Annotated in this window: 18 protein-coding genes; 7 read left to right on the forward strand and 11 right to left on the reverse strand. The window is 51.8% G+C overall.

What is annotated here, in order from left to right; all coding sequences use genetic code 11:
• Positions 1-224 precede the first annotated feature (224 nt).
• The 6 genes from glmS to phoU all read left to right on the forward strand — a co-directional run bounded on the left by glmS (position 225) and on the right by phoU (position 7,077).
• Positions 225-2,054, forward strand: coding sequence for a glutamine--fructose-6-phosphate transaminase (isomerizing) (gene glmS, locus HVX64_RS23245; protein ID WP_044256178.1), 1,830 nt, complete (start codon positions 225-227; stop codon positions 2,052-2,054).
• Positions 2,055-2,373: 319 nt separating this feature from the next.
• Entirely contained in the window at positions 2,374-3,414 is a 1,041-nt protein-coding gene (pstS, locus tag HVX64_RS23250; RefSeq protein ID WP_044256176.1) for a phosphate ABC transporter substrate-binding protein PstS, read from the forward strand.
• Positions 3,415-3,606: 192 nt separating this feature from the next.
• Positions 3,607-4,566, forward strand: a complete 960-nt coding sequence (gene pstC / locus HVX64_RS23255; protein WP_042323550.1) for a phosphate ABC transporter permease PstC — start codon at positions 3,607-3,609, stop codon at positions 4,564-4,566.
• Entirely contained in the window at positions 4,566-5,456 is an 891-nt protein-coding gene (gene pstA / locus HVX64_RS23260; protein ID WP_044256174.1) for a phosphate ABC transporter permease PstA, read from the forward strand. Before pstC ends, pstA begins: the two co-directional genes overlap by 1 nt.
• Positions 5,457-5,553: 97 nt before the next feature.
• Positions 5,554-6,327 (forward strand): phosphate ABC transporter ATP-binding protein PstB, encoded by a 774-nt coding sequence (gene pstB, locus HVX64_RS23265; protein WP_042998747.1) that lies wholly within the window; start codon positions 5,554-5,556, stop codon positions 6,325-6,327.
• Between the two features lie 24 nt (positions 6,328-6,351).
• Positions 6,352-7,077: a phosphate signaling complex protein PhoU gene (gene phoU / locus HVX64_RS23270; RefSeq protein WP_042998746.1), complete on the forward strand. Its 726-nt coding sequence runs from the start codon at positions 6,352-6,354 to the stop codon at positions 7,075-7,077.
• A gap of 82 nt (positions 7,078-7,159) precedes the next feature.
• Here phoU and yieH read toward each other — a convergent pair whose 3' ends face one another.
• Positions 7,160-7,825, reverse strand: a complete 666-nt coding sequence (gene yieH / locus HVX64_RS23275; RefSeq protein WP_042998745.1) for a 6-phosphogluconate phosphatase — start codon at positions 7,823-7,825, stop codon at positions 7,160-7,162.
• Positions 7,826-7,991: 166 nt separating this feature from the next.
• Here yieH and adeP point away from each other — a divergent pair, with 166 nt between their 5' ends.
• The gene (gene adeP, locus HVX64_RS23280) at positions 7,992-9,329 is read left to right on the forward strand and encodes an adenine permease AdeP (RefSeq protein ID WP_042998744.1); all 1,338 of its coding nucleotides are present in this window, start codon (positions 7,992-7,994) and stop codon (positions 9,327-9,329) included.
• Between the two features lie 60 nt (positions 9,330-9,389).
• Here the strand turns inward: adeP and HVX64_RS23285 are convergent, their stop codons facing one another.
• From HVX64_RS23285 to rpmH, 10 genes are all read right to left on the reverse strand, one after another.
• On the reverse strand, positions 9,390-9,956 hold the full coding sequence (locus HVX64_RS23285) for an NADPH-dependent FMN reductase (protein WP_044256170.1): 567 nt from the start codon (positions 9,954-9,956) through the stop codon (positions 9,390-9,392).
• A 10-nt stretch (positions 9,957-9,966) separates the two neighbouring features.
• Entirely contained in the window at positions 9,967-10,716 is a 750-nt protein-coding gene (locus tag HVX64_RS23290; protein WP_181825200.1) for a 4'-phosphopantetheinyl transferase superfamily protein, read from the reverse strand.
• Positions 10,717-10,984: 268 nt separating this feature from the next.
• Entirely contained in the window at positions 10,985-12,235 is a 1,251-nt protein-coding gene (gene tnaB / locus HVX64_RS23295; RefSeq protein WP_044256168.1) for a low affinity tryptophan permease TnaB, read from the reverse strand.
• 110 nt (positions 12,236-12,345) lie between these two features.
• Entirely contained in the window at positions 12,346-13,761 is a 1,416-nt protein-coding gene (tnaA, locus tag HVX64_RS23300; RefSeq protein ID WP_042998738.1) for a tryptophanase, read from the reverse strand.
• Positions 13,762-14,223: 462 nt separating this feature from the next.
• Positions 14,224-15,153: a hypothetical protein gene (locus HVX64_RS23310; RefSeq protein WP_044256164.1), complete on the reverse strand. Its 930-nt coding sequence runs from the start codon at positions 15,151-15,153 to the stop codon at positions 14,224-14,226.
• Positions 15,154-15,220: 67 nt separating this feature from the next.
• On the reverse strand, positions 15,221-16,585 hold the full coding sequence (gene mnmE, locus HVX64_RS23315) for a tRNA uridine-5-carboxymethylaminomethyl(34) synthesis GTPase MnmE (protein ID WP_042998736.1): 1,365 nt from the start codon (positions 16,583-16,585) through the stop codon (positions 15,221-15,223).
• A gap of 193 nt (positions 16,586-16,778) precedes the next feature.
• The gene (gene yidC, locus HVX64_RS23320) at positions 16,779-18,425 is read right to left on the reverse strand and encodes a membrane protein insertase YidC (protein WP_044256162.1); all 1,647 of its coding nucleotides are present in this window, start codon (positions 18,423-18,425) and stop codon (positions 16,779-16,781) included.
• A 2-nt stretch (positions 18,426-18,427) separates the two neighbouring features.
• Positions 18,428-18,685, reverse strand: a complete 258-nt coding sequence (yidD, locus tag HVX64_RS23325; protein ID WP_001307474.1) for a membrane protein insertion efficiency factor YidD — start codon at positions 18,683-18,685, stop codon at positions 18,428-18,430.
• Entirely contained in the window at positions 18,649-19,008 is a 360-nt protein-coding gene (rnpA, locus tag HVX64_RS23330; protein ID WP_000239725.1) for a ribonuclease P protein component, read from the reverse strand. The genes yidD and rnpA overlap by 37 nt, the downstream gene beginning before the upstream one ends.
• Before the next feature lie 16 nt (positions 19,009-19,024).
• Positions 19,025-19,165, reverse strand: a complete 141-nt coding sequence (gene rpmH, locus HVX64_RS23335; protein ID WP_000831330.1) for a 50S ribosomal protein L34 — start codon at positions 19,163-19,165, stop codon at positions 19,025-19,027.
• Between the last annotated feature and the right edge of the window lie 605 nt (positions 19,166-19,770).

Here is a 19,770-nt window from a genome sequence, read left to right on the forward strand (position 1 = left end):
ATGGCGCTTTCGCTTATCCGGTCTACGTTCAGTGATGTTTTGTTGGCCGGATAAGGCGTTGCCTGCATCAGGCCAACCCGGGTGAGGAAATAAAAATGTATTTCCCCCCAGCAGTACCTATAAAAATAACCCCACTCTCTACAAGGCTCGGGGCGCCCGAAAATACGGGCATACAGGTCGAAAGACAACGACAGGCATAATGCCTTGATTCGGAATAAAAAACTATGTGTGGAATTGTTGGCGCTATCGCGCAACGTGATGTAGCTGAAATCCTTCTCGAAGGTTTACGTCGTCTGGAATACCGTGGTTACGACTCTGCGGGTCTGGCCGTGGTAGATGCAGAAGGTCATATGACCCGTCTGCGTCGTCTGGGTAAAGTACAGATGCTGTCTCAGGCTGCGGAAGAACATCCGCTGCATGGCGGTACTGGTATTGCTCACACCCGTTGGGCTACGCATGGCGAACCTTCAGAAGCAAACGCGCATCCGCATGTTTCTGAACACATTGTGGTGGTGCATAACGGCATCATCGAAAACCATGAACCACTGCGTGAAGAACTTAAAGCGCGTGGCTATACCTTCGTTTCAGAAACCGACACCGAAGTAATTGCTCACTTAGTGCACTGGGAGCTGAAACAGGGCGGTACGCTGCGTGATGCTGTGCTGCGTACCATCCCGCAACTTCGCGGCGCGTACGGTACGGTAATCATGGATACCCGTCATCCAGATACGCTGCTGGCTGCACGTTCAGGTAGCCCGCTGGTTATCGGTCTGGGAATGGGCGAAAACTTTATCGCCTCCGATCAGTTGGCGCTGCTGCCGGTGACCCGTCGCTTTATCTTCCTGGAAGAAGGCGATATTGCGGAAGTGACTCGCCGTTCCGTCGCGATTTTTGATAAAACGGGCGCGGACGTGAAGCGTCAGGATATCGAATCTAATCTGCAATATGACGCGGGTGATAAAGGTATCTATCGCCACTACATGCAGAAAGAGATTTACGAACAACCGAATGCGATTAAAAACACTCTGACCGGGCGCATCAGCCACGGCGAAGTGGATTTAAGCGAACTTGGGCCAAAAGCTAACGAGCTGTTGTCTCAGGTTGAGCATATCCAGATCATCGCGTGTGGCACGTCTTACAACTCCGGGATGGTTTCTCGCTACTGGTTTGAATCTTTGGCCGGTATTCCGTGCGACGTCGAAATCGCTTCTGAATTCCGCTACCGCAAATCAGCAGTACGCCGTAATAGCCTGATGATCACGCTGTCTCAGTCGGGTGAAACGGCGGATACGCTGGCAGGCCTGCGTTTGTCGAAAGAACTGGGCTATCTGGGTTCACTCGCCATCTGTAACGTTCCGGGGTCTTCTCTGGTACGTGAATCGGATTTGGCGATGATGACCAATGCCGGCACGGAAATCGGCGTGGCGTCGACGAAAGCCTTTACCACTCAGTTAACCGTTCTGCTGATGCTGGTGGCGAAACTGGCGCGTCTGAAAGGTCTGGATGCGTCCATTGAGCATGACATTGTTCATGGCCTGCAGGCGCTGCCGAGCCGTATCGAGCAAATGCTCTCTCAGGACAAACGCATTGAAGCGTTGGCTGAAGATTTCTCTGACAAACACCATGCCCTGTTCCTGGGCCGTGGCGATCAGTATCCGATCGCTCTCGAAGGCGCGTTGAAGCTGAAAGAGATCTCCTATATCCACGCAGAAGCCTATGCGGCAGGTGAGCTGAAACACGGCCCGCTGGCGCTGATTGATGCCGATATGCCGGTTATCGTTGTTGCACCAAACAACGAACTGCTGGAAAAACTGAAGTCCAACATTGAAGAAGTGCGCGCCCGTGGCGGTCAGCTGTATGTCTTCGCCGATCAGGACGCCGGTTTTGCCAGCAGCGACAATATGCACATCATTGAGATGCCGCATGTGGAAGAGGTGATTGCACCGATCTTCTATACCGTGCCGCTGCAACTGCTGGCTTATCACGTGGCGCTGATTAAAGGTACCGACGTGGATCAGCCGCGTAACCTGGCAAAATCAGTTACCGTCGAGTAAAACGCTCATGCCCTGCGAAAGCGGGGCATTTTTTTTCATTCCTGTGCTGTTTTTAATCAATTTTCCCGCCGTTTTACTGTGACAAATCGTCATCTTCAGCTACTTTTTTCAGTGTCACAAAAAGAAAATTTTCCTGAAAAGCTATTGTCATATTTTCAGTTAACTTAATGATAAACAGGAAAAAAATCATTCTGATTTAACGGAAATTTTCATTGTCATAAAACTGTCATATTTCGTACATTTAACTGTCACCTGTTTGTCCTATTTTGCTCATCGTAGCCACTTAACAATGATTTACGAAAATCTTGCAGGAGACATTATGAAAGTTATGCGTACCACTGTCGCAACTGTTGTCGCCGCGACCTTATCTATGAGCGCTTTCTCTGCATTAGCAGCAGCAAGTCTGACAGGCGCAGGTGCAACTTTTCCTGCGCCGGTGTATGCCAAATGGGCTGATACTTATCAGAAAGAGACCGGTAGTAAAGTTAACTACCAGGGTATCGGCTCCTCCGGTGGTGTTAAACAAATTACAGCGAATACTGTTGATTTCGGTGCCTCTGATGCGCCGCTGTCTGACGAAAAACTGAATCAGGAAGGCCTGTTCCAGTTCCCGACCGTGATTGGCGGCGTGGTACTGGCGGTGAACATCCCAGGTCTGAAGTCTGGCGAACTGGTGCTGGATGGTAAAACGCTGGGTGACATCTACCTGGGTAAAATCAAGAAGTGGGATGATGAAGCCATCACCAAACTGAACCCAGGCGTGAAACTGCCTTCTCAGAACATCGCCGTTGTGCGTCGTGCCGATGGTTCTGGTACCTCCTTCGTCTTCACCAGCTATCTGGCGAAAGTGAACGAAGAGTGGAAAACCAAAGTGGGCGCTGGCTCTACCGTTAACTGGCCAACCGGTCTGGGCGGTAAGGGTAACGACGGTATCGCCGCGTTCGTACAGCGTCTGCCAGGTTCCATCGGCTACGTTGAATACGCTTACGCTAAGCAGAACAACCTGGCATACACCAAACTGGTTTCTGCTGACGGTAAACCGGTTAGTCCGACTGAAGAGAACTTCGCTAACGCCGCGAAAGGCGCTGACTGGAGTAAATCCTTCGCACAGGATCTGACGAACCAGAAAGGTGATGATGCGTGGCCGATTACCTCCACCACCTTTATTCTGATTCATAAAGAGCAGAAGAAACCTGAGCAGGGTGCTGAAGTGCTGAAATTCTTCGACTGGGCATACAAAAACGGCGCCAAAGAAGCAAACGCACTGGATTATGCGTCACTGCCAGACAGCGTGGTTGAGCAGGTTCGTGCTGCATGGAAAACCAACGTGAAAGACAGCAGCGGTAAAGCGCTGTACTAAATACCCGTCATACTTCGAGCCGCAGCTGTGTTGGCTGCGTTTGTTCACCCCAGTCACATAGTGAATCTATGCTCCTGGGGATTCACAAGCTTGCCGCCTTGCTGCAACTCGAATTATTTAGGGTATGGCATTACGTTAGCCAGGAAGCGCGATAAAATGCGCGCTTCCTGGCCCAAACTTAAAGAGTGATTTATGGCTGCAACCAAGCCTGCTTTTAACCCACCGGGTAAAAAGGGTGACAAAATCTTCAGCGCGCTGGTAAAACTGGCTGCGCTGATTGTGCTATTGATGTTGGGTGGCATTATTGTCTCTCTGATCATCTCCTCCTGGCCCAGCATTGAGAAATTTGGTTTCTCTTTCCTGTGGACCAAAGACTGGGACGCGCCAAACGATATCTACGGGGCGCTGGTACCGATCTACGGTACGCTGGTCACCTCTTTTATCGCACTGCTGATCGCCGTTCCGGTGAGCTTCGGCATTGCCCTGTTTCTGACCGAACTCGCGCCGGGCTGGCTGCGTCGTCCGCTGGGGATTGCGATTGAACTGCTGGCGGCGATCCCGAGTATCGTCTACGGCATGTGGGGCCTGTTTATCTTTGCTCCACTGTTTGCCACTTATTTTCAGGAACCGGTCGGTAATATCCTTTCCAACATTCCGTTTGTTGGCGCGCTGTTCTCCGGCCCGGCGTTTGGTATCGGTATTCTGGCGGCTGGCGTGATCCTCGCCATCATGATCATCCCTTACATTGCAGCTGTAATGCGTGATGTATTTGAACAGACGCCGGTGATGATGAAAGAGTCTGCCTACGGTATCGGCTGTACCACCTGGGAGGTTATCTGGCGCATCGTGTTGCCGTTCACCAAAAATGGGGTAATTGGCGGCATCATGCTGGGTCTGGGACGAGCACTGGGTGAAACGATGGCGGTGACCTTCATCATCGGCAACACCTACCAGCTCGACAGCGCATCGCTGTATATGCCGGGTAACAGCATCACCTCGGCGCTGGCGAATGAATTTGCGGAAGCGGAGTCTGGCCTGCACGTTGCAGCGTTGATGGAACTGGGTCTGATTCTGTTCGTGATTACCTTCATCGTGCTGGCAGCGTCTAAGTTTATGATTTTGCGCCTTGCGAAGAACGAGGGGGCACGCTAATGGCTACGCTTGAAATGCAAACCAGCGCGGAACTGGCGGAATCCCGCCGCAAAATGCAGGCTAAGCGCCGGATGAAAAACCGCATCGCCCTGACGCTTTCTATGGCGACGATGGCGTTTGGTCTGTTCTGGCTCGTCTGGATCCTGATGTCCACCATTTTCCGTGGTATCGACGGGATGTCGCTGGCGCTGTTCACCGAAATGACGCCGCCGCCGAACACGGCGGGTGGCGGTCTGGCGAACGCCCTGGCGGGCAGTGGTCTGTTGATCCTCTGGGCAACCGTGTTTGGTACGCCGCTGGGCATCATGGCCGGGATTTATCTGGCGGAATATGGTCGCAAATCCTGGCTGGCGGAAGTGATTCGCTTCATCAATGACATTCTGCTTTCCGCCCCGTCTATTGTGGTTGGTCTGTTCGTGTACACCATTGTGGTGGCGCAGATGGAGCACTTCTCCGGTTGGGCGGGCGTGATTGCGCTGGCGCTGCTGCAGGTGCCTATCGTGATTCGAACCACCGAAAACATGTTGAAGCTGGTGCCGGATAGTCTGCGTGAAGCGGCTTATGCGCTGGGGACGCCGAAGTGGAAAATGATCTCCGCGATTACGCTGAAAGCGTCTGTCTCCGGGATCATGACCGGTATCCTGCTGGCGATTGCGCGTATCGCAGGTGAAACCGCTCCGCTGCTGTTTACCGCGCTCTCCAATCAGTTCTGGAGTACCGACATGATGCAGCCGATCGCCAACCTGCCGGTCACCATCTTTAAATTTGCGATGAGCCCGTTTGCGGAATGGCAGCAACTGGCGTGGGCCGGGGTGCTGATTATCACGCTGTGCGTATTGCTGCTGAACATTCTGGCGCGCGTAATTTTCGCCAAGAGCAAACACGGTTAACACGTTGCCGGATGGCGGCGTGCGGCCTACGGTTGAACCTATTTGTTGTAGGCCTGATAAGCGAAGCGCCATCAGGCATGATAAGGAAAAGAGTAAAATGAGTATGGTTGATACTGCTCCGGGTAAGATTCAGGTTCGTGATTTGAACTTCTACTACGGCAAATTCCATGCCCTGAAGAACATCAACCTGGATATTGCAAAGAACCAGGTAACGGCATTCATCGGGCCTTCTGGCTGCGGTAAATCGACGCTGTTGCGTACGTTCAACAAAATGTTTGAACTCTACCCGGAACAGCGTGCGGAAGGTGAAATTCTGCTCGATGGTGACAATATTCTCACCAATACCCAGGATATCGCCCTGCTGCGTGCCAAAGTCGGGATGGTGTTCCAGAAGCCGACGCCGTTCCCGATGTCTATCTACGACAACATCGCCTTTGGCGTGCGTCTGTTTGAGAAGCTGTCCCGGGCGGATATGGACGAGCGTGTGCAGTGGGCGTTGACCAAGGCCGCACTATGGAATGAAACCAAAGATAAATTGCACCAGAGCGGATATTCTCTCTCCGGTGGTCAGCAGCAGCGTCTGTGCATTGCGCGAGGTATCGCCATTCGCCCGGAAGTCTTGCTGTTGGATGAGCCGTGCTCAGCACTGGATCCGATCTCAACCGGTCGTATCGAAGAGCTGATTACCGAGCTGAAACAGGATTACACCGTGGTGATAGTGACCCACAACATGCAGCAGGCTGCGCGTTGTTCCGATCATACGGCGTTTATGTACCTGGGCGAGTTGATTGAGTTCAGCAACACGGACGACCTGTTCACCAAGCCCGCGAAGAAACAAACCGAAGATTACATTACTGGCCGCTACGGTTGATATGCCCGGGCATCTGGAGAAATGATGGACAATTTAAACCTTAATAAACACATTTCCGGTCAGTTCAACGCCGAACTGGAAAGCATCCGCACTCAGGTAATGACGATGGGCGGCATGGTCGAGCAGCAGCTTTCTGATGCCATCACCGCGATGCACAATCAGGACAGCGAGCTGGCGAAACGCGTTGTTGATGGCGATAAGCACGTCAATATGATGGAAGTGGCGATTGATGAAGCCTGTGTTCGCATCATCGCCAAGCGCCAGCCGACGGCGAGCGATCTGCGTCTGGTGATGGCGATCATCAAAACCATCGCCGAACTGGAACGTATTGGCGACGTGGCGGATAAAATCTGTCGTACCGCGCTGGAGAAGTTCTCCCAGCAACATCAGCCGCTGCTGGTGAGCCTGGAGTCACTGGGGCGTCACACCATACAGATGCTGCACGACGTGCTGGATGCGTTTGCGCGGATGGATCTGGATGAAGCAGTGCGTATCTACCGTGAAGACAAGAAAGTAGACCAGGAATACGAAGGGATCGTGCGTCAGCTGATGACCTACATGATGGAAGATTCCCGCACCATTCCCAGCGTGTTAACCGCGTTGTTCTGCGCGCGCTCTATCGAGCGTATCGGCGACCGCTGCCAGAATATCTGCGAATACATCTTCTACTTCGTGAAGGGCCAGGATTTCCGTCACGTGGGCGGCGATGAGCTGGATAAGTTGCTGGCGGGTAAAGATCCAAAAGAGTGATAAAACGTAGAAAATAAGCCGGATAAGCGTTAGCGCCATCCGGCAATTGCCCGGTGGCGCAAGCTTACCGGGCCTACAAAAATTACCGGGTAATATTCCAGCCGCGTGCTTTCCACAACGCCGGCAACTGTGCCAAATCGGTAAAAGTCGTCACTTTGGGATGTTCGATAGGCTTGTTGTGCGGATCGGCACAGAAGTAGAACACTTCCATTCCCGCATCAATCCCTGACTGCGCGCCAGCGGAAGAGTCATCGACCAGAATGCAGTTCTGTGCGTTGACGTTCATCGCTTTTGCTGCGTGGAACATCAGCGCCGGATCGGGCTTCCAGCGTTGAATATCGTAGCCGCTGTACAGTTTGTCCGGGAAATGATGCAGCATGCCCAGTTTACCCAGCGAGTGTTGCATTTTGCTGACCGGACCGTTAGAGACCACGCACATCGGCACCGTCATGCTGTCCAGCAGGGTATTCGCACCAGGGATCACTTCCAGTTCCGAGTCGAACAGGCGTGCGACCTCGGCGCGGTAGACGGGTTCTAAGTCGGCTTTGGCCAACGTCACCCCATGCTCCTCGTTAATGATATCAATGATTTCGTAGAGTTTTACGCCCTTAAAGCGTTTAAAAGTTTCTTCGAGATCGAGGGTGATACCGAATTCCTGGAACATTGCGACGTACGCGCGGGAACAGATCACTTCACTGTCGACCAGCGTACCGTCACAGTCAAAAAATACCGCTTCAATTCCGGACATGCCTTTCCCTTTTCACTAGTTTAACGTTTACGTACTGCCTGATTGTGCAACGCAATCGTTGCCGTATAAGCAAATTCAATGAAAAAAACCTCACGCAATCACCCCCTATTGTCGCATTTTGGTATAGGATAGCGACGAATTTTCCCTCCTTGTTTGGAAATTGATAATGAGTCAACAACACACAACCCAGACGTCTGGTCAGGGGATGCTGGAACGCGTGTTCAAACTGCGCGAACATGGCACAACGGCACGAACCGAAGTGATCGCCGGTTTTACCACCTTCCTGACGATGGTTTACATCGTTTTTGTTAACCCGCAAATTCTGGGCGTTGCTGGCATGGACACCAGCGCCGTCTTCGTGACCACCTGTCTGATTGCCGCGTTCGGCAGCATTCTGATGGGGCTGTTCGCTAACCTGCCGGTGGCACTGGCGCCCGCGATGGGGCTGAATGCGTTCTTTGCCTTCGTTGTGGTTGGCGCGATGGGCCTGTCGTGGCAGGTCGGTATGGGGGCGATTTTCTGGGGCGCCGTCGGTCTGCTGCTGCTGACTATTTTCCGCGTGCGTTACTGGATGATTGCCAATATCCCGGTCAGTCTGCGCGTGGGGATCACCAGCGGTATCGGTCTATTCATCGGCATGATGGGGCTTAAAAACGCGGGTGTCATCGTTGCGAATCCGGAAACGCTGGTCAGCATTGGTAATCTGACCTCCCATAGCGTCCTGCTGGGCGTGCTCGGTTTCTTTATCATCGCTATCCTGGCGTCACGTAATATTCACGCCGCCGTGCTGGTATCCATCATCGTCACTACGCTGTTGGGCTGGATGCTGGGTGATGTGCACTATAACGGCATTGTCTCTGCGCCGCCGAGCGTCTCGTCGGTGATTGGGCATGTCGATCTGGCGGGGTCGTTTAACATTGGTCTGGCTGGGGTGATTTTCTCCTTCATGCTGGTTAACCTGTTTGACTCCTCCGGCACATTGATCGGCGTAACTGATAAAGCCGGTCTGGCGGATGAAAAAGGGAAATTTCCGCGCATGAAGCAGGCGCTGTTTGTCGATAGCGTCTCCTCTGTGACCGGGGCATTTATCGGTACGTCTTCCGTCACTGCTTATATCGAGTCCTCTTCCGGCGTTTCTGTTGGGGGGCGTACTGGCCTGACCGCGGTGGTGGTTGGTCTGCTGTTCCTGCTGGTGATCTTCCTGTCACCGCTGGCGGGGATGGTGCCGGGCTATGCAGCCGCAGGCGCGTTGATTTACGTCGGCGTGTTAATGACGTCCAGTCTGGCGCGCGTGAAGTGGGACGATCTCACTGAATCGGTACCGGCGTTTATCACTGCCGTGATGATGCCGTTCAGCTTCTCCATTACCGAAGGGATCGCGCTGGGCTTTATCTCTTACTGTGTGATGAAAATCGGTACCGGTCGTCTGCGTGAGCTGAGCCCGTGCGTGGTCGTTGTGGCGCTGCTGTTTGTGCTGAAGATTGTGTTTATCGACGCGCACTAAGTCCGTCAGGACATAAAAAAACCCGGTAAGCATCACGCTACCGGGTTTTTTGTTTCTGGCTTACGCCTTCACGCGCTCGATGTAGTCACCAAACGCGGTGAGCTGGCCGGTTAGATGGTCCAGCGTACTCTGGTCAATCACTTCACCCGTCTGCGGGTCTACTTTGTTCTGTATCACGCCACCCATAAATTCCGGCTTGTTCATGACCATGGCATCCAGGAAAACCAGGATCTGACGCAGATGATACTGGCAGCGCGCGCCGCCAATCGCCCCCATCGAGCTGGTCTGGATGAGCACCGGTTTGCCTGAAAGCGGCTGATCGGGCAGGCGTGACAGCCAGTCGATGGCGTTCTTCAGACCACCCGGTACCGAATAGTTATATTCCGGCGTAACGATAACCACGCCATCAGCCTGGCGAATTTGTTCAGCCAGCGCGTCGACGCTTGCCGGAAACCCCTCTTCCTGCTGCACGTCAGCATCGTAAAGCGGGATATCACCGATAGACGGTAACGCACTGACTTTCATACCCGCCGGGGCGATTTTCGGCAGCGTACGGGCAACCATACCGTTAAACGAACCTTTGCGCAGGCTTCCCAGTAACGTAACAACATTCAACGTTTCAGACATGGTAACTCCATCAGTTGTGCGTATAAGACGTCGCGGCAGATAATTGCGCGAATCGCATCAGACGACCCATCGGCGCATTCGCGCGGGTCTGGATATCAGGCAGGCTTTTCCAGCCCTGCTTAACATCAAACTCCCAAAGTTGAAGTTTATCAATGGCTGGCGTAACCGCAACCGACCACACCAGCAGGTCTTCGGCATCGCAAATAGCCTCAATCTGAGCAACACGGGCACATTTCAGACGCCCGGAGACTGGCAGCAATTGCAGCTCATGCGGATCGTTGTTGCGGACGTCACCCGTCAGTTTCAGGACGCTCTGGCGTAAGGTGATCATCTGTGCGCGCGCTTCGTCCGGATCGTTTTGCTTGCTGATCCACAGGCTTTCGTTGCTGGAGAAGGTCGGGACGTCGGCGGTATGGGGGCTAATAAATCCACGGGGGGCGCGCTGGAGTTCCATATCCAGTCCGCATTCCCCTTCGGTTGTCAGCGCAACACCGACCATATTACCGGCATAGGCGATGGAAAAGCTGGGTAAATTTTTATCGCGAAATACCGGTTTGCCTTTGGCTTTGTATACGATTTCCGGTAAATCGAGTGTGCCATACAGCATAAACATCAGCTCGGCGAGAAGTCCTCGGGATGCCAGAAAACGGGTCTGGCGATGTGTGGGGAGTCTTCGTGCTTCATGATGGCAGGATGACGGTAGGCGCATCGAAATCAAGTGTCCTTCCGTCAGGATCCCTCTGGCAAAATGGGTCGCCATTTTTCTCTCCATGATTAATGGTCGGTGATAATGACGAGAGTAACATTTACTCGGTTTATAGACAGAGTAAATAGCCAAAAAGTACGAATGAATCAGCCTCCCTTACGCGCATTTACATTTCCTGGTACGGATTGGCTGTTTTTGCGTCAGGAGAGGTTGTTTGATGGTCTCCCAGGGAAGAAGGCGAATTGCCATTTGGACAACAGTGAATTCCTGACTGACATGCCGCCCTGAATGAGGCGGCATGTCAGCATGGAGGAACAGCAATTTAACTGAATCGGGGTAACAGGTTGAAGACGTTGCCGAACCAGCAAACAATAACCGCTACGCCGAACAGGATCACGATAGTCGGGATAAAGACACCGCCCCAGACGGTAAACATTTTATTGGGGAACTTCTGGCGGGCTTTCAGGGCCAGTACCGCAGGGATGATCACGGCCCATATCGTTGCGCACAGCCCTGCACCGCCGATGCCATAGATAAAACCGTTCGGGAAGATTAAGTATAAAAGCGCCGGAGGCAGGAAGGTTAACAAGACGGTTTTAAAACGTCCCATTGCCGAATTGTCGAATTTGAACAGATCCGCAAGATAATCAAATAGCCCCAGAGTCACGCCAAAAAAGGAACTGGCGACGGCCAGGTTTGAAAAAACCAGCAGACAAAATTCGATGATTCCGGTTTGCCTGGTGCCGAGAAATGATTTTACTAATGAATCAACATTACCGCCCGACGCAATGATCTCACTGAAGCTTTCCCGTGTAATGTTACCCATGGTGCAATACAACCAGAACAGATAAATCACCAGTGCCAGCAAAGAACCAAAGACAATGCTTTTAATTAATTTATCTTTTCTTTTGCCATAGCAGATGATCAGACTGGGAATGTTTCCGTGAAAGCCAAATGAAGCCAGGCATACCGGTAATGCCATAAAAATATAGGGGAAGTAAGAGACGTTGTTTTGAGCCTGGCCTGCCGTATCCCGCAGTATAGAAAAATCGACCTGGAAGAAGAATGACCCAAAAACGATAATAAAAGAGATGATTTTAATCCCGAGGAACAAGGAGGTAATTCGACTGGCTGCCAGTGAACTGATCCACAACACGCTGGCGACAAAAATGGCAGTACAGATTCCGACAATTCGGGGGTTAACGCGATATCCCATATTCATGGAGATCGTTTCGCTAATGATGGCGCCATTAGCAGAAATATAGGCATACGTGAGAATGTAGAGAACAAAGGCAACGGTAAATCCACTCACAATGTTCCATTTGTTGCCAATAAGATCTTTAGTAATGGTATTAAAACTGGATCCAACGGGGTAATTTAAATTTGCCTCTAATAACAGGAGTCCGGAATGCATCATTGAAAACCAGGCGATTATTAAAATAAACGCCCCCCAAAAAAACCACGCGCCGGACAAATCAACGGGGAGAGCAAACATCCCCCCACCAATCACCGTACCGGCTATGACCATAATCCCCCAAAAGGAGGAGTGTTTAGCATTCGAATTTTCTTCCATGATGCCTCATTAATTATAGTGAACCTATAAGGTTTTAATTATGCAACAATATAAAGGAAGTGGATTTATCGCTGGGGGGTTACATCGTATAACCCCCCTGATGCTTATAATTAAACTTCTTTCAGTTTAGCGGTGAAGTGACGTAATACTTTCGGTTCGTAGGTGAAGGTCAACCCTTTAATATTCATCGCGTTTTCTTTGACGTGTTCAAAGGCTTCAATAATGAAGTCCATATGAGATTGCGTATACGTTGCTCTTGGGATGGTTAGACGCAGAAGCTCGGCCGGGCAAGGTAATTGCTTACCGGTTTTAGGATCTCTGCCTAATAAGAATGAACCAATCTCAACGGCGCGGATACCGGCCACTTTATAGAGTTCGCAAGCGAGAGCCTGAGCCGGGAACTGTTCTGCCGGAATGTGCGGCAATAATTTACCCGCATCGACAAAGGCCGCGTGGCCGCCAGCTTGTTGGCAAGTGACGCCAATCGCCTCGAGGCCATCGACTAAATATTGCACTTGCGCGATACGATAGGCCAGCCAGTCCTGGTTCATACCATCCACCAGACCCACCGCAAGACGCTCCATTGCCCCGCCTTCCAGACCACCGTATGTCGGGAAGCCTTCCTGTACGACGCACAGGGTTCTGCACTCGGTATAGACGTCAAAATAGGTGTCGTCTTTAATGCACAGTAAGCCGCCCATTGGCACCATCGCATCTTTTTTCGCGGACATTGCCAACATATCGGCATATTTGTAAGTCTCGCGGGTAATTTCTTCGATGCTCCAGTCCCGGTATTCTGCTTCGCGTTTCTGGATAAAATACGCATTCTCGGCAAAGCGCGCGGAGTCCATGACTACCGGAATGTCATATTTTTTAGCGATATTATACATGGCCTTCAGGTTGGCTAATGAAACCGGTTGCCCGCCTGCAGAGTTACTGGTAATGGTCGCCACAATATACGGAACGTTGTTGGGGCCGACTTCCTGAATGCCGCGCTCTAATCCATCGAGATCGAAATTTCCCTTAAAGTCATAACGAACACCAGTATCAAATGCCTCTTTGATGTACACGTTACGCACGGCGCAGCCGTTGATTTGGCTGTGTCCCTGAGTGGTATCGAAGAAGTAGTTGGAGAAAACCGCCATCTTACTTCTGTCTAACCCTTTTTCCTGCTCACGTTTTTTGATGAGAACCGGAATATAAATTTGTTCTGCACCGCGGCCCTGGTGCGTTGGAATTGTATATTGATAACCAAAAATGTTTTTCACTGCTTCAGATAACGCATAATAGCTACGGCTGCCGCTGTAGGCTTCATCCCCACGTAGCATGGCTGCTTGCATATTCTGTGTCACTGCGCCAGTACCGCTGTCGGTTAGCAGATCAATAAAGACATCTTCACTATCCAGCAGGAAAGGGTTCATCCCGGATTTAATAATTGCGTTATTCCGATGTTCTCTCGTTGTACGTTTTACCGGTTCAATAACACGAATACGGAAGGGTTCTGGTAAATGTTTAAAGTTATCCATGACATAATCCTTTAATTTATTTCACTGTATTGACTCAATACGTCTGCACGCGGGTATAAATATACCCGGCATAATTCATCTCTCATTTATTCCAGTCATGACTGTATTTTCGTTTTAAAAAACGAACAGGCATACGTGGCGTTGCGATATGCAACCACAATGAGAAATTGAGCTATGTTTGAGATGTGCCAAATGAACAGACTACGAATAGCCTATGTTCTGGCAAAATAAAGGCAGGGAAATTTAAGGGTGATGATTGACAATTTTATTGTCAACATTAAACCATTTTGAAATGATGTATGCATGTAAGATAATCATGATTGAGTTATCCTCTGTAGACACAATGCTACATTATGGCAATGAAAATATTTGTCTATGAGAGAATAATTTAACTGTGATAAAAATCACAGTTAAATTAACATTTAATTAATTAAGGATCATTCAAGAAAATACAATATTCCGCTAGCGATTTACCGAACGGGCAATACGTGTATAAGTATGTCTGACGCCACGAATCGCCACGCTGTAGGCCAGTATATTTTCCGGCAACGCCATTCCCATATAGCCAGTATCGCCAATATGATGGAGATCCGCCCCTGCCATTTTACTCATCAGGGCTATCTGGCGAATTGTACTGACGTCTGCGCCCTCCTGAGAGGTGCCGATTGCCGTCATTGCCAGCGCACCGTGCGCGTGTGCACACGCGATCAGCGACTCTACTTTTTGCTGGCTCATACCCGGTACTGTTCCTGGTGCTGGAATAAGCACGATATCTGCGCCCTGTCCGGCAAAGGCGGCGACGTCACTTTCACTGATAATTGCGCTGCCGCTTTCCCGCACAATCCCTGCGCCGTGCATTTTACCGGTGATGATAATGGCCTTGTCGCCAACGGCCTCACGAATCGTTTTCACCGCTTTTCCCAGAGCGAGATTGCTAACGCCGTTGTTGGGATTTCCCGTCAGTACCAGGATCTTCGCTCCCATTTCTACCAGTTTGCGAGCATTCTCTGCGGTTGCGGCACGGCCTGGTTTCATCTTCCAGATGTCATCATGCGCACTGGCAAATTCAGGATCGACGGCCTCAAGGTTGACGCCTATGATGCGTCCGGTCAGGCGCTGCAGTTCATGCAACGTCTGATCAGGTGCAGTACCGGCAGGCATTCCCTGGATTAGCGGTGCTTCGCTATCGAACATGTTGATCAGCAGAATGTCCGCCCCCTGCGACGCGGCAAGTTCGGCATTAGTGACGTTATTGAGCAATGGTTGGGTAATGGCGATGGTTTCACTGACCAGGACGCGGCCTTCACTGGCGCGGATTGCGTACAGCAGCGCCGTTTTATCCATGCACACGAAATCAGAAGCACTACAGTCAAGTAAACGTTTATGTTCCATAAAAAGAGACCCTCTTATAAAACGATAATGCCCTGAATTAACCGTCAGTTAATTCAGGGCTACGGGATTACTTACCGATACAGAAGCTGGAGAAAATTCTTCCCAGCAGATCGTCGGAGGTAAACTCACCGGTGATCTCACTTAAGCTTTGCTGCGCCAGACGGAGCTCTTCAGCCAGTAGCTCACCGGCCCATGCACCTAACAGTTGGGCCTTGCCCTGCTGGAGATGCTCAGCGGCGTCGGCCAGCGCCTGTAAGTGACGACGACGGGCCAGGAAGCCTCCTTCCATGTTGGTATCAAAACCCATGCTCTGTTTGAGATGGTTGCGCAGTACATCCACGCCTTCACCGGTGCGCGCCGAAAGACGAACCAGTGAGTGACCATTCACCTCGCTGATGCCCAGCGGTTCGCCGGTGATATCCGCTTTGTTCCGTACCACGGTAATGGGCAGTTTTGACGGTAAACGGGCGATAAAGTCCGGCCAGATGTCAGCCGGGTCAACGGCATCCGTGGTAGTGCCATCGACCATAAACAACACGCGATCCGCTTGCTCAATTTCCTGCCAGGCCCGTTCGATACCGATACGCTCCACTTCGTCGCTGGCCTCACGCAGACCGGCGGTATCGATAATGTGCAGCGGCATACCATCGATATGGATGTGCTCACGCAGCACATCGCGCGTGGTACCGGCGATGTCGGTGACAATGGCCGCCTCACGGCCCGCCAGCGCATTCAGGAGGCTTGATTTACCGGCGTTAGGGCGTCCGGCAATGACCACCTTCATCCCTTCACGCAGCAGGCTGCCCTGACGCGCTTCAGCGCGAACGGCATCGAGATCGGCAATCACGCCATTCAATTGCGCTTCAATTTTGCCATCGGACAGGAAGTCGATCTCTTCATCCGGAAAGTCGATGGCCGCTTCTACGTAGATGCGCAGGTGAGTGAGTGCTTCCACCAGATGGTTTACGCGGGTGGAAAACGCTCCCTGCAATGAGTTCAACGCTGAACGAGCCGCCTGCTCAGAACTGGCATCAATCAGGTCGGCAATCGCTTCGGCCTGGGCTAAGTCGAGTTTATCGTTGAGAAACGCGCGCTCAGAGAACTCGCCGGGGCGGGCAATGCGTAGGCCGGGCAGCGTCAGGATGCGTTTTAACAGCAGGTCGAGAATGACCGGGCCGCCGTGTCCCTGAAGTTCCAGCACATCCTCACCTGTAAACGAGTTCGGGCCGGGAAACCACAGGGCGATCCCCTGGTCCAGCGCGGTACCGTCGGCATCTTTAAACGGCAGATAGTCGGCGTAACGGGGTTTGGGCAGCTTGCCCAGAACAGCTTCGGCCACCTCACGCGCCTTCAGGCCGGAAATGCGCAGAATACCCACACCACCGCGTCCCGGTGGGGTTGCCTGGGCGACGATAGTGTCGTTATGGCTCATGATATGTCTCTTCGTAAATGTAAAAAAGGCGGTCTAATGACCGCCTTCTCTGGCATTAACTTTAACGTGAATACTCGAAATAATTCAAGTTGCAGGAAGGCGGCAAGTTTGTGAGCCCCAGGAGCTTACTGAAGTAAGTGACTGGGGCAAGCAAATGCAGCCAACGCACCTGCGGCTTGAAGAATGAAGAGTATCAGGACTTTTTCTTCTCGCGGCTATGCAGGCCACGTTTTTCCAGACCACGGTAAATCAGCTGCTGCTGGATGATCGTCACCAGGTTGCTGACGATATAGTACAGCACCAGACCTGACGGGAACCACAAGAAGAACACGGTAAAGATGACCGGCATAAAGGTCATGATCTTCTGCTGCATCGGGTCGGTCACGGTGGTCGGCGACATCTTCTGGATGAAGAACATCGTTACGCCCATCAGGATCGGCAGGATGTAGTACGGGTCCTGTGCAGACAAGTCATGGATCCACAGGGCGAACGGCGCATGACGCAGTTCCACGGAGCCCATCAGCATGTAGTACAACGCCAGGAAGATAGGCATCTGGATGATCAGCGGGAAGCAGCCGCCCAGCGGGTTAACCTTCTCAGCTTTGTACAGGGCCATCATTTCCTGGCTCTGACGCTGTTTGTCATCGCCCAGACGCTCACGCATTGCCTGAATCTTCGGCTGCAGCATACGCATCTTCGCCATGGAGGTGTACTGCGCTTTAGTCAGCGGGTACATGATGCCACGAACGATAAAGGTGATGATGATAATGGAGAAGCCCCAGTTACCGACAAAGCTATGGATCCATTTCAGCAGTTTGAACAGCGGCTGAGAGATGAACCACAACCAACCGTAATCCACGGTCAGATCCAGGTGCGGTGCAACGGCCGCCATTTTGTCCTGAATTTCCGGGCCAACCCACAGGGTGCTGGTCATCGCGCCAGACTGACCCGGCTGAACCAGTACCGGCTGAGATTTATAGCCGATAGCGGCAATGCCGTTACCCAGGTTCGCGGTATAGAAGTTATTGGTACCGTCGTTACGTGGCACCCATGCCGTTGCAAAATACTGTTGCAGCATCGCCACCCAACCGTCTTTCGCATTGACGTTCAGGTTTTCGTTATCCGCGATGGTGTCGAATTTGTATTTTTCATACTTCTCATCTGGCGTGGAATACGCAGCGCCACGGAAAGTATGCAGCGCGAAGTTGCTGCTTCCGGTGTCGCGATGAGACGGCAGATTGATGGATTGCTTCAGCTGACCAAAGGTGGAGATCTCCAGCGGTTTCTCGCTGGCGTTCTGCACGCTATAGTTAACGTTAACCGCATAGTCGCCACGTTTGAGGACAAACGTTTTGGTAAAGGTGTTACCCGAGGCATCCGTATAGGTCATCGGGATCTGCAGTTCGTTCTGACCATCAGCCAGTACAAAGGCGTCTTTTTCGACGTTGTACAGCGGACGTGGGCCGTTAGCCGGGTTGTCCGGGCCGTCACGACCTGTCAGACCGCTCTGAGCCTGATAGATAAACTGCGGCGTGGTTTCCAGCAGTTGGAACGGTTCGCTGGAACCGAGTTCTTTCGGGTAAGCTGGCAGCAGGGCCTGTTCCACATCACCACCACGGGTGTTAATGGTCAGATCAAGCACGTCAGTCTTAACCGTAATCAGTTTCCCCTGGCCACTGGCCGGTACGCCCTGGTCGGCGGCGCTACCCGCTGCGGTGGTCGTTGTCTGCGTGGTCTGTTGGGTCTGAGGTTGCGGATTTTTATCCTGCTCCCAGGCTTGCCAGATCATGAAAGACACGAACAGCAAAGCGATGACTAAAAGATTGCGTTGCGAATCCATCGTTAGTGTTCTCTGGTATCAAATGGTCCGGGCGGGACGGGATCGTCACCACCAGGGTGTAAAGGGTGGCATTTTAATACGCGTTTCACCGTCAACCAACTGCCTTTTATCACTCCAAACCTGCGCAATGCCTCAATTCCGTAGCTTGAACACGTTGGAGTGAAACGGCAATGCGGCCCAAGCAGCGGACTGATCAGGCGTTGATAGACCCGAATAAGGGCTATCAGGACCCGCGAGCCAGGCGACAATGGCGGCGCCATAATTTTTCCAACGCTTCCGAGAGAGCACGGTTATCGAGGTCGGCAACCCCTTTTTTCGCCACCACTACGAAGTCCATTGCTGGCAATTCGTGTTGACGCAGACGAAAGCTTTCACGCGTCAGACGTTTAATCCGATTGCGTTCATGCGCGCGTCGAACGTTTTTCTTGGCGACAGTAAGACCGATACGGGGATGCCCCAGCGAATTCAGGCGGCCGAGGATGGTGATTTGCGGCGTGCCAGCCCGTTGTGGCTGCTGGAAGACGAAAGTGAAATGAGCGGGAGTTAACAAACGTAACTCCCTGGGAAATGCGAGCTTAACCACTCAGGGGTTAGCTTTATTACTTGGAAACGGTCAGACGAGCGCGGCCTTTAGCACGACGACGTGCCAGAACCTGACGACCATTTTTAGTAGCCATACGAGCACGGAAGCCGTGAGAACGGTTGCGCTTCAGTACAGACGGTTGAAAAGTGCGTTTCATGGCGATTTCTACCTAAACTTGAATAAATTCACTGACTTTTGCGTATACCCGAACGAGTTTCGAACGACTAACGCCTCAGCGTGGGTGATTAAAGAGGCCGGATTGTAATAATTGTACACTCCGGAGTCAATTCTCTTTCCTTATTTCCCGCGTATTTCCGCACGTTTTCGCGTGAAAAACAGGCAGCGTTGACACCGTGTTACGGGCATCGCGCGACGGGGGAAAGATTATACGGGCTGATGAACAAAGCGCAAGGATCGCTCGGGATCTTTATGAGATCGTTTTAGCAGTATAGCGTCTTTACTCATTAATTTTTCCAATATGCGGGCGAAATCGTGCAGCACTTCTCCAGGATCGTTTACACTTATCCGGTCCTGTGAAGGCCTGTGGATAAATCGGGAAGAATCTGTGAGAAACAGAAGATCTCTTGCGCAGTTTACGCTATGATCCGCGGTCCCGATCGTTTCAAAGGATCCTGATCGGGTTAAAATTGCAGATAGCAATTCGCACGTCACCCTTTGCATAGGGTCTAGCCGACGTGCGTCAACAATCATGAATGTTTCAGCCTTTGTCATTTATCGACTTTTGTTCGAGTGGAGTCCGCC

This window comes from Citrobacter sp. RHB20-C16 (genome assembly GCF_013890155.1).
Lineage (GTDB): Bacteria > Pseudomonadota > Gammaproteobacteria > Enterobacterales > Enterobacteriaceae > Citrobacter_A > Citrobacter_A amalonaticus.